The 13,102-nt window shown below is 56.5% G+C and carries 10 protein-coding genes; 1 reads left to right on the top strand and 9 read right to left on the bottom strand.

The window, feature by feature from the left end:
* Positions 1-16: 16 nt before the first annotated feature.
* Positions 17-1,357 (top strand): translocation/assembly module TamB domain-containing protein, encoded by a 1,341-nt coding sequence (locus JNK54_01675; GenBank protein ID MBL8022981.1) that lies wholly within the window; start codon positions 17-19, stop codon positions 1,355-1,357.
* A gap of 174 nt (positions 1,358-1,531) precedes the next feature.
* Here JNK54_01675 and JNK54_01670 read toward each other — a convergent pair whose 3' ends face one another.
* From JNK54_01670 to obgE, 9 genes are all read right to left on the bottom strand, one after another.
* Positions 1,532-2,122, bottom strand: a complete 591-nt coding sequence (locus JNK54_01670; GenBank protein MBL8022980.1) for a hypothetical protein — start codon at positions 2,120-2,122, stop codon at positions 1,532-1,534.
* 67 nt (positions 2,123-2,189) lie between these two features.
* Positions 2,190-5,114, bottom strand: a complete 2,925-nt coding sequence (locus JNK54_01665; protein ID MBL8022979.1) for a TolB family protein — start codon at positions 5,112-5,114, stop codon at positions 2,190-2,192.
* Positions 5,115-5,176: 62 nt separating this feature from the next.
* Positions 5,177-6,253 carry an isocitrate/isopropylmalate dehydrogenase family protein gene (locus JNK54_01660; protein ID MBL8022978.1) on the bottom strand — a complete coding sequence of 359 codons (1,077 nt, stop codon included), beginning with the start codon at positions 6,251-6,253 and terminating at the stop codon, positions 5,177-5,179.
* Positions 6,250-8,016, bottom strand: a complete 1,767-nt coding sequence (gene dauA, locus JNK54_01655; protein ID MBL8022977.1) for a C4-dicarboxylic acid transporter DauA — start codon at positions 8,014-8,016, stop codon at positions 6,250-6,252. The genes JNK54_01660 and dauA overlap by 4 nt, the downstream gene beginning before the upstream one ends.
* Positions 8,017-8,593: 577 nt before the next feature.
* On the bottom strand, positions 8,594-9,154 hold the full coding sequence (locus tag JNK54_01650) for a periplasmic heavy metal sensor (GenBank protein ID MBL8022976.1): 561 nt from the start codon (positions 9,152-9,154) through the stop codon (positions 8,594-8,596).
* A 91-nt stretch (positions 9,155-9,245) separates the two neighbouring features.
* Entirely contained in the window at positions 9,246-9,710 is a 465-nt protein-coding gene (locus JNK54_01645) for a zf-HC2 domain-containing protein (protein MBL8022975.1), read from the bottom strand.
* Positions 9,707-10,291 carry a sigma-70 family RNA polymerase sigma factor gene (locus JNK54_01640; protein ID MBL8022974.1) on the bottom strand — a complete coding sequence of 195 codons (585 nt, stop codon included), beginning with the start codon at positions 10,289-10,291 and terminating at the stop codon, positions 9,707-9,709. The genes JNK54_01645 and JNK54_01640 overlap by 4 nt, the downstream gene beginning before the upstream one ends.
* 45 nt (positions 10,292-10,336) lie before the next feature.
* Positions 10,337-11,428 carry a glutamate 5-kinase gene (gene proB / locus JNK54_01635; GenBank protein MBL8022973.1) on the bottom strand — a complete coding sequence of 364 codons (1,092 nt, stop codon included), beginning with the start codon at positions 11,426-11,428 and terminating at the stop codon, positions 10,337-10,339.
* Between the two features lie 154 nt (positions 11,429-11,582).
* Entirely contained in the window at positions 11,583-12,863 is a 1,281-nt protein-coding gene (gene obgE / locus JNK54_01630) for a GTPase ObgE (GenBank protein MBL8022972.1), read from the bottom strand.
* Positions 12,864-13,102 lie beyond the last annotated feature (239 nt).

Here is a 13,102-nt window from a genome sequence, read left to right as displayed (position 1 = left end):
CTTACCGGAAATTCTTGTGAAAAGCGAAGCCCTGCCAGCGTTGCGTGTTCACGGGTCACTCCCGTGGGCCTGGGTGATTGGCGCTGGGGGTCAGGAGACCATGGATTTGTCTTTAGATCCCCTTGAATTGGATCCTGCGAAACTATTGAAAGGAAATCCTGATGTGAAGGTGGGCCCGGGCGGATTTCTGCGTGTGGGGGGACGGGTGGTGGGGAAGAAGAATAATCTTTCCGTTGAAGGGGAGTTGGTGGGGGGTGTTCCTTCGCTCAAAATACCGCTGGCGGAGGTGGATGTGAGTGACCTTCGGCTGGATCTGGAGTTGCGGAACCAGCGTCTGCGGGTTCGTCAGGTCCGTGCGAAATGGGGGAAAGGCTTTTTCCGTCTCTCAGGCGAAAGTTTTCTTCCGAACCTTTCTCTCGATATAGAGGGGAAAGATATCTCTTTCCGGGTGCCTCGCCGACTGGCGATGAAAACGGATCTGAACCTCCACGTGGGTGGGACGCTTTCGCACCCGGTGCTCACGGGGGACATTCCTGTTACGGAAGCGACCTATGAAGTGGAAAAAAAGAAATCGAAAGAGCCTGAGAAGGAAACCAACGAGACCTTTCTCCACCTGTGGGACATTCTGAAATTGAACGTGAACACGGGGTGGAAAAACAATGTGTGGTATCGGGACGGTCTTACGAAAGTGGAGACGAAGGCCGATGTGGTGGTTTCGAAAGAAGGAGGCGATCGTATCCCTGGGGTGACCGGGGTCGTCTCAATCGTTCGAGGGAATTACGACGCCTACGGAAAAGATTTTGTTCTTAAATCGGGGGAGTTCGTTTTTACGGATCCAACGGAACTGAACCCCCAGGTCACACTGCGGGCCCTTCATAAAATGCGGGACTATTTGATCGAATTAAACGTTTCGGGTACGGCCCGGCGGCCGGAGTTGCGTTTTCAATCGACGCCGCCGCTTCCGGAGCCGGACATCTTGGCGTTGCTGGCTATTGGGAAAGCTCCGGGACAAGGGGCGGGGGAAAGCTCGTCAGGAGCGGCGGATTTGGCGGCGGGGTGGGCCAGCGACTTTCTGACACGGGAAATTCGATCCGCGGGGATGAATGTGTTGGACTTGGACGTGGTCCGGGTTTCTCCGACCGACAAAGGCACCGAATGGACCGTGGGCCGGTATTGGGGATCCAAACTCTTTTTAAGTTTCAGTTACATTGCTGACGAATCCGCCAGCCAGGTGCTGAAAGGGGAATACAGTCTTTCCCCCCAATGGTATTTGGTTGGGCAAACGGGGTCGAAGAGCGACAATTATGTGGACCTGAACTTTCGTCTGCCAGTGGGGAAATCCAGAATAAAGGAATAGGGTTTGGGGGCATTATCTATTGGGGGGCGGTTGGGTTGGGGATGGAGATCCGGAAGGGGGGGTGTTAAGAACAATCCCTCTCCCTGACCCTCTCCCGCCAGCGGGAGAGGGTCACCCCTTTAGCGGGGTATCGAGAGAGGGCTATTGGGAAATGTTTCTTGTTCGGATCAATCGTTAGGGAGTTTTGGTTTCGGAACGGATCTTTTGACGGAGTTCTTTTCCTTCCTTTCGTTGTTCTTGGCGGTGTTCCTGGTTCTTTGATTTTTGTTCTTCTCGGTGGGTTCTCAACGCGGCCTTTTTTTGTTCTTGGGTGAGGGAGGTGTCGTTGGCGACCTTTTCGAAGAACGCGAGATTTGCTTTATGGCGTTCGTCCCGGTAGGAGACGTTTTCATCGTGGCGTTGTTCGAATTCTTTGATGAGCTCTGTTTTTTGTTGATCCGTTAGTTTGGAGTTGGCGGCTAAGCGTTTTTCCAACAGGGCGTGGTTCTCTTGATACGTTTTTTCGGCGAGGGCTTTGTTTTCCTGGACTTGTTGTTCCCGGTGGGCTTTAATAGCGTCCATTCTATCCTCTTGGGATTTATCTTTAAGGCTTTCTCGGAATTCTTTGTTTTCTGTTTTCTGCTCCGCTCGATGGGTTTCGCGGGCGACTTTATGTTCTTGGCGAAGGGCTTTCCTTTCTTCCCGAGATGCGCCGCGTTCGGCGAAGACAGCACCCGGCGCGAGCAAAAGAGCAATTCCCCAACACATCCATGACGATTGGTTCATTCTATCCTCCCCTTTCTGTATGTTAAAACCTACTGATTAGACGATACCACAAACAGAAAAGTGTCGGTTAGAGCCACAGGAGGTCCAATCGGAGGTGGGCGGAGATGGGGTCCCCGTTGGTGATTTGTTTTTGGACGTCGAGGCTTAAGGTGAGCGGAATGAGGTAGCCCACGCCCCACCAGGAACCGACTTCGGCACCCACAAACGTGCGGGTGGCGGAAGGGGTGCTGGGGGAGGCCCAATGGCGGTCTGTGGCGCTGAAAAGATGGCCGTAGATCCGGTCCAGGAAAAAGAATCCGGTGCGGGGGCCTTTCTCCACATAGGCGATGGGGAAATAATACGACAGGTTGATTTCTGAATAGGAATTAAAAAAACCCAGATCATCTTTTTTCAAGGGAGGAAGGAGGTTCGTGGTCATGGACGTGGACCTTGGGACGGCTGGGGACCCGGGGCGATGGGCCGCCAAGTATCGGCTCATGGTGGCGGACAGCAGTTGTGTGGTGGGGCCCTCCATCGAATCGAAGACGGGCGCGTTTCCGAAACCGCTGTGGACACCGAGGGCCAGGGCGTGGTGGCGGCCCCATCCGGGAAAGAATTCGGCCCAGGAGGCCCGGAGGGTGGAGAACGATTTGGTTTTCTCTTGGTGGTATCCGTTAAGCGAAAGGGAGCGGCCCTTTTCTGGGGACACGGAATACCCATAGACGCGGGCGTTGGTGAACGCCCAGTCGGTTGTGACGCCAGTTTGTTGGGCGGGATAGTTGAGGGGGATCGCTCGGCCTTCTTCCCGTCTCGAACGGTCGAGATCGAGAGTGCGTTTTTCGACACCCAGTGAAAAGGATTGGGCGGATAACACCTGGGGGAGCGGAAGTTCGGCTTTCAGCGAATAGCCTCGGCCGAAGAGTGGGACGCGGCGGGAAATGTCCCAGGCGTTAAAATGGAGCAGGGGGTAAAAGCTTTGGTTGGACCAGGCGGCTTCGTAGCTGGGACCGTTATAGGTTAAGAGGGAATAGGCGTTTTCGCCTAGGGGATCCACCCCGGCTAAAAGGATGCCTCCCGTAAAGTTGGGAAACCAAAACCGTGGGAGCAACGTGGATGCCCGGGAAAAAGGCTTCGCTTTTTCCGTTGCCGGAGTGGGAGGCGGCGGTGGCAATGGCGGGTGGGGGTCGTTGTAGGGGGGAGGAGTTCCTCTGAGAGATTCTGAAAGGGGCAGGGTATGAAGATCAAACCCTTGGCTGGAATAGTGGGTGAAGGCCAACGCGTCGCCTTGGGGTGAGGGGTCGGGGAAAAAAGCCCCGCCCAGAACGTTGGTGATTTGGGTGATTTGACGGGTGGGGAGTGAGAAGGCGAAGAGGTTATAGACGCCGGTTCGGTCTGACGAAAAATAAATTGTTTTTCCGTCCAGGGACCACGCCGGGGCTAGGTCGAGGGCGCGGTCGTTGGTTAAAACGTCCATGCGATTTTCTTCCAGCCAATAGACGACGATGTCTTGGTGGGCGTCATTTGTCCACCGGGAAAAGGCCAGGGCGCGGCCGTCCGGTGACCAGGCGGGGCGACTGAATTGGGTTCCGTTTTGGCCTTCCAGGAGGCGTTTTATTGTTTTAGTTTTGGGGTCCATGGTCATGAGGTCATGGCCACCCGGTTTTAATCGGACGTAGGCGATTGCGGTGCCGTCGGAGTTCCAGGCGGGGTCTTGGGCCCGTTCCCCCCGGGTGAGGCGGTGGACGCGGCGGTTTTTAAGAGAATACAGGTACAAGTCGCGGCGCAAACGGTAGGCTCCGAAAAAATCCAGTCGGGAGAACAGGATTTGGTCGCTGGCGGGGGACCAATCCAGTCGACCGTCAATCCAGCCCTCGGCCACGGTGCGAATCTTTCCTGACGAGCGGTCGATCAGGCGGAGGCCGGGGGTGCGGTTGGCGTTGTTTTCGGTGTAGGCCATCCATTTCCCGTTAGGGGAAAAACGGGGGCCTTCTTTTGAAAATCCGTCTTGGGTGAGGGGGAGTCCGGTTCGAAGTGGTTTCTCCTGAATTTTGTTGGACTGAGTCTTGTATTTTGTTTGGAGTTGGCGGTTCCATTTTTGGTAGAGCGTTTCGTAGGTTCGGCCGAAGCGGGCTGGGGCGGCGTTGATGGTCAATGCGGGGAACAGAAGCTCGGCGTGGATTTGGGCCAGGCGGCCCGGTGTTTCTTTTCCCAATTCGTTGAAGATTGAATTAAGAAAAGATTCTCCGTAGAGGTAACGGATGGTTCCCCCGGGCCAGGCGGTTTGCCAATCGGTCATTTGGCCCAGGGAGCGGAAGCGGTTTTCCAAAATGTCGCAACGGAGCATCATATCGAAAAAACTGGAGCGGCCACGGCCGGCGGAGGAATGGCGGGTTTCCATGTAAGTGGGGTAGCCTTCCACCATCCAGATCGGGGCGGAGAGGTTGGGAAACGCTGAGGGTAAAAACGGGACTATGCCGCTGAACGTTCGACCAAAAACAGACCGGTAAATCTTTGGGAGGCCTATGGCCATATCCAAATGGACGATGTGGGCGTATTCGTGGGTGATCACGAGGCGGAGCCAATCGTCGGTATCTCCCAATTGGCCGTTGGGGTCGGGCGCCGGGAGGTAAAGGGTCATGGCGTTGTAGGGAAACGGGGTGGCGGACCCGTTGGCGATATCCAACTCGTCGAGGAGAACCATCTGGGTGCGGCCGTGGGGTTTCCAATCAAAATCGCGGGTAATCTTTGTGTAGGCTTCTTCGCTGATTGCCGCGGCTTTTTGGGCTTGTTCCTCGAGCGAGGCGTCGTAGTGGATGGCGAAATGGGCGGTGTTCAGTGTTTTCCATTTTAAGGAGGGGTGATAGGCCAAGGCGGGGAAACCTGAAAAGAGAAACAGGGCGACTAAGGAGAGGACCCCCGCAATGTGTTTGGAACTAATCGAGCAAAAATTGCGCCGTTCTTTTTCTCGGTAAATCACGTGAAAGGACTCATCGAAGATTGCGCGTCGAGGCATGGGCAAATGATAAAAAGTTCAACCATCAAAGGCAACTTAGTTGGTTCGGTTGAAAACGTCCCCTAGAGGTTTTGAATGATGGCTTGGGCCATTTGTTCGGTGGTTACGGCGGAGGGGTCGGTGGGATCTGATTTCAGGTCGAAGGTGACTTGGGTGCCTTCAGCGAGGACGGTGCCGAGCGCTTGTTCGATGCGCTGGGCGGTTTGGGTTTCACCTAAATGTTCCAACATCATGACGGCGGAGAGGAGGAGGGCCCCGGGGTTGAGGCGGTGTTTGCCGGCGAAGGCGGGGGCGGATCCGTGGACGGGTTCGAAAACGACCATGTCGTCACCGATATTGGCGCCGGGGCAGACGCCAAGACCGCCCACCAGGCCCGCGCAGAGATCCGACAAAATATCGCCATAGAGGTTCGGGAGTAAGAGGACATCATGGCTTTCGGGGTTTCGGACGAGTTGCAGGCAGAGGGCATCCACCCGTTGTTCTTCGAAGGCCACCCGGCCGCGATACTGTGCCGCCACGGATCGGGCCGCTTCCACAAAAAGACCGTCGGTGGCGGGCATGATGTTGGCTTTTGCGCCCACGGTAACTTTTCGGCGATTTTTGGCGATGGCGTGTTCAAAGGCATATCGGGCGATTCTCTCGGACGCTTTCCAGGACATGGGTTTAACAGAAAGCGCCGAATCCATTGGGATTTTTCCTTCCGATCGGCGGATAATGGATTCGGCCTCAACAGAACCTGCGGCAAATTCCACTCCGGCGTAGAGGTCTTCGGTGTTTTCTCGGATTAAAATCAGGTCCACGTTCCCGGCGGGGGAAGGGACACCGGGGCGGGATCGGCAGGGGCGTACGCAGGCATACAAATTAAGCTCTTGTCGGAGCGACACATTGACCGACCGAAATCCGGTCCCGATGGGGGTGGTCACGGGGCCTTTAAGCGCCACTTTGTTCCGGCGGATGGAGGACAGGGTTTCATCGGGGAGAGGCGTTCCCCGTTTGAGGAGCGCATCGGCGCCCGCTTCGGCTTCTTCCCACAAAATGGGGGCTTCCGCCGACTCGAGGACCTGGCGAGTGACGGCCATGAGTTCGGGGCCGATACCGTCCCCTGGGATGGCGGTGACCCGGTGACGGGTTTTATTCATTCGTTCTCCTTTTGTTCCTGGCTGGCGGCGGCCAGGGCGTGGGGTAGGGTGGGGAAGAAAAGAGTTTTTGAGGGGTCCTTAAATGATGGGGAACGGCGCATGACCGTTGCTGGTTGGGGACGCACCCCCACAAAAAAGGCCCGCTGTCCGTTTCGAATGAGGTCTTCAACCGCGCTTTCCAGGGCCACCAGGCCCGTGATGTCCATGGCCGGAACATCTTCCATTAGGAACACCAACACCCGCACATGTTTTTCCACCAGTTCGAGCGATCGGACCGCTTGTTCGGCGGCGCCGAAAAAAAGCGGTCCAGCAATTTCATAGACCAACACCCCTTTGGGTAATGGGTCCGGGATGGTCCCTCCGTGAGAGGATGCCGACAGGGCACGTCCGGACGAAAGGGCGGCCATGCGTCGCAAAAAGAGAAAAGCGGCCAGGACAATGCCCACGCTAACGCCTTTCACCATATCAAACAGGACCGTTAACCCGAAGCATGTCAGGAGGACAGCCACGTCGCTTTTGGGGGCCACACGGAGGATGTGTTTAAAGTGTTTCACCTCCGACATGTTATACGCGACCACCATCAAGAGCGCCGCTAAGGACGCCATCGGCAAATAGGAAATGAGCGGGGCGACGGTAAGCACGGCCACCAAAATGAAGAGCGCGTGGCTGAAGGCCGCCACTGGGGATTTCGCCCCGAATCGGATGTTGGCCGCTGTCCGGGCGATGGCACCTGTGGCGGGAATGCCACCGAAAAAGGGGCATAAGAGATTCCCAGTGCCCAGGGCCAAAAGTTCGGCGTCGGGATCGTGACGGGTGCCGCCCATGCCGTCCGCCACTACGGCGGACAAAAGCGATTCGATGGCCCCCAACATGGCAATGGCAAAAGCGGATGGCAGCAAGGCTTCAAGTGTTTCCCAGGTGAGGGGAAGGGGTTGTCCGCCGGGGCCCGGAAGTGTCCAGGGGGTGTGAAAAACGGGGGCAGTTTGGGGAATGCCGTGGGTCAAGAGGCCATTGACCTCAAACGAAAAGCGGGAGCCGATGGTGGCCACCTGGAAACCTGGAACGAATTTTTCCGCAAAAACCGCCGCCACGGCCGCCGCTGTAAGGGCGATCAGGGGGGCGGGAATCTTTTTTGAAAGTCGTGGCCAGACGATCAGGAGGATCAAGGTGAATGTCCCCACGGCGCATTCTGCCAAGGAGAAGGTCGGGAGGGCGAGGATCAATGCGCCCAACCGGTCGAGGTAGTGGTCGGGCATGATGTCCATCTGGAGGCCCAGAAAATCTTTGATTTGGAGCGTGGCGATCACCACCGCAATTCCCGACGTAAAACCTGTTGTTACGGGGTGGGGAATGAACTGGATCAAACGCCCCATGCGCATGACGCCCATGAGGATCAACAAAATTCCAGCGAGGAGACCCGCCATTAAGAGGCCCGCCGGTCCGAACCGATGAACGATGGGAAGCAGGATCACCACAAACGCTGCGGTTGGGCCGGTCACCTGAAACCGGGAGCCTCCCAAGAGAGCAACGGCGCCGCCGGCTATCACGGCGGTGTACAGTCCCATTTGAGGAGGAACACCGCTGGCAATGGCCAGTGCCATGGACAGCGGGATCGCGACCATGGCCACCACCAGACCTGCCATGAGGTCGGAACGAAGATCGCTAGATTTATAACCTTCTCGGAACACGTCCCGGAGGGCGGAGAAAGGGCGGGGCATTGAGCGGGCTAAACCCCGCATCTGTTGTTTGTAGCGTCCTGGCATAAATTCGAACCCTTTAATATCGGTGGGTGGATGGATTCTGTGACTGAGATTTCTACTACGTTACCACTTTTTTGAGGGGTGTGATTGGGTCAGTCAATGGATCGCTTGGCGCCCTCCGCGGGTCTTCCATGGGGGATCGGACCGCACTGCTTTCGTTGAGGACTCAAGGGTAATCAAGGGGTGGGCTGGCCAATGGGATAGAATGGAAAGTCAAGACTTGACCCCTATTGCGAAGTTTCGTGAGGTGGGCAGAATTTTCTTGGTGGGTCACGGTTTACAAAGAAAAAACGGAACGATGGCTCGATTCTTAGGAGTTTTTGACCCTGGGCTTGTTCTCGACCACTTCCAAATCTCCCCTTGCCCGAATGGTGTGCCGTGTACCGCGACAGACGTGACGAACGACCTCCGCGGCAATGTCTACGTTGTGGGAAGTGTAACAGGATCTGTTTCCCCAACACCTCTTTGGCTGGGCCATAGGAAAGATCACTGACGCGGAGTTTCGTAACCGATATTTTCCGGGATAATGGGCTCGCCTTTTGATCGAAAAGAGAAAGTCAAGACTTGACCCCAGTGGACATTAGTGGGGGGGCTCCATGGGGTCTTCGTCCATGGCGTTGGGGGGGGCATCGGGTCGATCGGATTTGTATTCGGAACGACGGGGGCGGTCGCCTCTTCTTGATTCGCTCTTGTCGTCTCGGTTTCCGTGTCGTTTGCCCTCTTTATTGTTTCGCTTTCTGGGGTCGGGGCGGAGGGTTAGGAACTTTTGGAATTGTTCGGGATTAAGCACGGAACGGACGTAGAGGATGCCTTCCAAGCGTTGGTCGGCCAGGTCGTTTTGGGTGTCTTTTAAACGTTCGTTCAGTTTTCGCACTTCGCCTTTGTCTAGGTTGGGTTTTTCTAGGGCGATTTTTAACGCTTCCCGTTTTTGTTTAACAGCCAACCAGAGTTTTTCCATGGCGGCCCGTTGGTCGATGCGGTGGGTTTCTAATTTCATTTCTTGTTCGTCCGTTAGGCCCAACTCCGTTTTCATCTCCTCCCGCATTCCTTCCCGATCGTGCCACTCGCCGGGGCCCTTGGCCGTGGCCAGGGTTCCCGCGAGGAGGAACAAGACCATGACGCCGCTGTATTTTTTAAGCATTGGTTTCTCCTTAAAGGATTTTGTCTTCGTTTCTTTGGACGACGACGGTGGGGGAAAAGTGTCGGGATTTGTTGCGGAGAATTGGGGGTGATTAGAGGAAATACGCTTCGATCGTTGTGCCGAGTTGGAGTTCTTCTTCGGCGGTGGTGGTGTCGGCTAGATAGATCGATAGGGAGGTTTGGGGGTGGGAGGAAAGTTGTTGTGGGGGGGTGGCGCGGGGGGGGAGCCAGAGGGTTAGGGCTGTGGCTAGGGCTAGGCCGCTGGCTAGGGTCCATCGGGCGAAAGCGGGTTTGGGCCAAAGGGCGTTCCATACACGGGCGAAAAGAGTGGGTTCTGCTTGGATTTTGGTCATTACCTTTTCTGTGAAATGGGGTGGCGCTTTGGCTTCGCGGAAAGCATTGAATATTGCGGCCTGGGTTTCAATTTCGGCCCATATTTCTTGGCAGGCGGGGCACTGGGTGAGGTGCTGGCCCAAAATTTCCTGTTCCGCGGGGGGGAGTTCTTTGTCGCGGTAGGCGTCCATCTTTTCCATGGGGAAGTGCGGGCTCATTGTCATCGGGTTTCTCCACTTCCTTGGACGACGGGGGTGGGGGGAAAGTGTCGGGATTTCATTCGAAGGGTTTCCCGGGCTCTCCGCAGGCGGGATTTGACGGCGTCTAGGGATATCTTTAGGGTTTCGGCTAATTCGTCGTAGGTGAGGTTTTGGACTTCTCGCAGTGTCAAAACCAGGCGGTCTTCCGGGCGGAGGGAATCTAAAATCTGTCGGGCTTGTTCGGCGGCCATGGACGGTTCTCTGGGCAGAGTTTCGGTGACGAATTCTCCTTTAATTTCCATGAGGGCGTCGAGGGATTCGGCGGGGCGGCGGGACCGGGCTTTTAACAGGTCCAGGGTGTGGTGGTACGCCACCCGGTAGAGCCAGGTGCTAAACGAAGATTCAAAACGGAACTCTTTAAGTCGTCGGTACACCTTTAGGAAAACCTCTTGGGCGGCGTCTTCGGCGTCGGTGGGGTTTTTGGTGAGGGACAGGCACAGGCCATAGACGCGGTCTTGATGGCGGTGGACGAGCGTGGCGAAAGCGTCCGTTTGTCCGGCGAGAAGGGTGGTGATCAGGTCGCTGTCGGAAGGGTCGGTCGTCATCGGTCTCTATTATAGACGATGGCGAAGCGGGGAAAGTGTCGGGCGTTAAAGAATGACGAGGTTGTTGCGGTGGATCACTTCGGCGGGGGCGGGGCGGTTTAAGAGGGGTTCCACTTCGATTGAACGGCGGCCTTTGATTTTCTTTAAATCAGTGGCGCTGAAAACGGTTAGGCCCCGGGCGAGTTCTCTTCCTTCTGGGGTGAGGATCTTGACCGTGTCGCCGGCGTTAAAGGTCCCTTCCACTTTCGTGATGCCGGACGGGAGCAGGCTTCGTTTGTTTTCGGACAGGGCCCGCACGGCGCCTTCATCAATATGGAGCGTGCCCCTTACCTTTCGGCCAAAGGCGATCCAGCGTTTCCGGGCGGAGAGGGCTTCCGGGCTGGGGACGAAACGGGTGCCGACGCCTTTTCCCTCCAAAATGTCGTTGACGATGCCGGGTTTGCGGCCGGAGGCAATCCACACTTCGACACCGGACGCCATGGCTAGGCGCGCCGCGGCCAATTTACTGGCCATCCCCCCGACGCTTTTGGTGGACCCGGTGCCGGCCTGGACCAGGGCCTCGATGTCGGGAGTCACTTGGAAGACTTCCGGGAGAAGGTGGCCGTCGGACCCGGTGCTGGTGAGGAGGCCGTCCACGTCGGTCAGAATGAAGAGGTTCGTGGCATCGACTTTTGCGGCCACGAGGGCGGAGAGGGTATCGTTATCGCCGAACTTTATTTCTTGCGTGGCGACCGTATCGTTTTCGTTGATGATGGGAATGACGCCCCGATCTAAAAGAGCGGTTAAGGTGTTGCGAATGTTGAGGTAACGTTCACGGTCGTCCAGGTCTGAACGGGTGAGCAAAATTTGGGCGATGGTGGTTCCATATCCGGTGAAGGCTGTTTTATAGGCTTCCATGAGTGCCACCTGGCCTACGGCGGCGGCCGCTTGTTTATCCTTTAAAAGCGTGGGGCGTTCTTTCCAGCCGAAGGCGTCCATGCCGGCGCCGATGGCGCCGGAGGTGACGAGGATGGGGGCGTGGCCTTTTTCCTTCAGCGCAGAAAGTTCCCGGGCCAGGTCTTTAATGCGGGGTCGGTTGAGGCCACCTTCGGGGCGGCTGAGGATGGCGGTGCCTACTTTAATGACGAGGCGTTTCATGGGGTTTTTGTCTTATTGTTTTGGTTTACTTCAACGCTTAGCTCTACCCCCACCCTCTCCCGTCCTTCGGACACCCTCTCCCGCGAGCGGGAGAGGGAAAAAAATGAATCTGTCCTTCCTTTTCTTTGTTGGTGGAAAAGAGTTTGTTTAAGGGTCATTGGGGGGGGCGTTGGCGGTGTTTTAGGGAGGGGCGGAAGGTGAGGTCGTGGTCGCTGACGGAGACGATGTCGCCGGTTTTGGCGCCCTCGCGCACGAGGGATTCCTCTACGCCCATTTTGATCAATATGTTTTGGAATCGGGACACGGCTTCGTCCTGATCGAAGTGGGTCATGGCCACCAATCGGGTGATTTTTTTGCCGGTCACGCGCCAGCGGTTTTCGCTGGGGTGTTCGATGCGGAAATCGGGCTCAATAATAATGTCTATGATGTCCGGCGTGAAGGTGGCGGGTTCGGGGGCTCGGTCGAGGGATTTCACCACGGCCAGCATGAGTTCTTTCACCCCTTGGCCCGTGGCGGAGGAGAGCGGGTAAATCTTTTCTTTCTTAAAAGATTTTCGGAACGCCGCGAGGGCTTTGTCGGCGTCGGTCAGATCCATCTTGGTTGCCACCACGATTTGAGGTGTGGCGGCCAAGCGCGCGGAGTGAGACGCCAGTTCTTTGTTCAGGGCGCGGAGGTTTTGGGCCGCGGATTTGCCGTCAAACCCGAAAACGTCCACCAGGTGGATCAGCACGCGCGTGCGTTCCACGTGGCGTAGAAATTCGTCTCCCAATCCTTTCCCCTCGTGGGCCCCCTCAATGATACCGGGGATGTCCGCGATGACGAACGTTTTGCCACCCGCGGTGGTGACCCCTAAGTTGGGGGTGAGGGTGGTGAACGGGTAATCAGCGATTTTGGGCCGGGCTTCGGTTACGACAGATAGAAAAGTGGATTTCCCGGCGTTCGGAAAGCCCAAGAGCCCCACGTCGGCCAAAAGTTTTAACTCCAAATCCAAAAATATTTCTTCACCGGGTTCACCTCGTTCGGACAGGTGGGGGGCTGTATTCATGGCGGTTTTGAAGGTGGTGTTTCCCCGGCCACCCCGGCCGCCGCGGGCGGCCCGGTAGCGGTCTCCCGGCGCTTTGAGGTCGGCCAGCAGTTTTCCGTCCCGGAAGAGGAGGGTGCCGGGAGGAACCTTAATGATCATATCTTCCCCGCAAGCGCCGGTTTGGCGTTTGCCTTTTCCGTTCACGCCCAGTTCGGCCTTGAAGAGGGGTCGATACGTGAAGTCGTAGAGGGTATTCTTTTGGGGGTCCGCTTCGACCCAGACATCGCCGCCTTTGCCACCCGATCCCCCATCGGGGCCACCCATCTCCACGTGTTTTTCCCGTCGAAAAGAAAGGGCACCGTCGCCTCCTTTTCCCGATATGGCGTGGATCTTTGCGCGATCAATAAACATGGGTTTTCCTTTTGGTTTGGTTCGACGGTGATTCTGGAGAAGATGGTTTTAAGAACCGGACGAGGGCATGATTCCCGTCGAAAACATTCCCTCTCCCTCCCCCTCTCCCGCCCGCGGGAGAGGGAACCCTCTTCCCATTCCTCCACGGTGCAGAACTTTTGTCAGCTCAATCGTTACGTTTAACGTGTTTATTATAAAACAAAACCCCAAGGCTCGGGGGGAGCCTTGGGGCGGTACTA

Source organism: Elusimicrobiota bacterium (assembly GCA_016788905.1).
In the GTDB taxonomy this organism is placed as follows: domain Bacteria; phylum Elusimicrobiota; class Elusimicrobia; order FEN-1173; family FEN-1173; genus JADKHR01.
The sequence above is the reverse complement of the archived record's forward strand: the minus strand, read 5'-3'. Positions and strand labels throughout refer to the sequence as shown.

Bases quoted from the DNA above. Each gene is read 5' to 3' on its own strand.
- JNK54_01670 (MBL8022980.1), bottom strand. From the start codon at position 2,122: ATGAACCAATCGTCATGGATGTGTTGGGGAATTGCTCTTTTGCTCGCG.
- JNK54_01665 (MBL8022979.1), bottom strand. From the start codon at position 5,114: ATGCCTCGACGCGCAATCTTCGATGAGTCCTTTCACGTGATTTACCGA.
- JNK54_01660 (MBL8022978.1), bottom strand. From the start codon at position 6,253: ATGAATAAAACCCGTCACCGGGTCACCGCCATCCCAGGGGACGGTATC.
- dauA (MBL8022977.1), bottom strand. From the start codon at position 8,016: ATGCCAGGACGCTACAAACAACAGATGCGGGGTTTAGCCCGCTCAATG.
- JNK54_01650 (MBL8022976.1), bottom strand. From the start codon at position 9,154: ATGCTTAAAAAATACAGCGGCGTCATGGTCTTGTTCCTCCTCGCGGGA.
- JNK54_01645 (MBL8022975.1), bottom strand. From the start codon at position 9,710: ATGACAATGAGCCCGCACTTCCCCATGGAAAAGATGGACGCCTACCGC.
- JNK54_01640 (MBL8022974.1), bottom strand. From the start codon at position 10,291: ATGACGACCGACCCTTCCGACAGCGACCTGATCACCACCCTTCTCGCC.
- proB (MBL8022973.1), bottom strand. From the start codon at position 11,428: ATGAAACGCCTCGTCATTAAAGTAGGCACCGCCATCCTCAGCCGCCCC.
- obgE (MBL8022972.1), bottom strand. From the start codon at position 12,863: ATGTTTATTGATCGCGCAAAGATCCACGCCATATCGGGAAAAGGAGGC.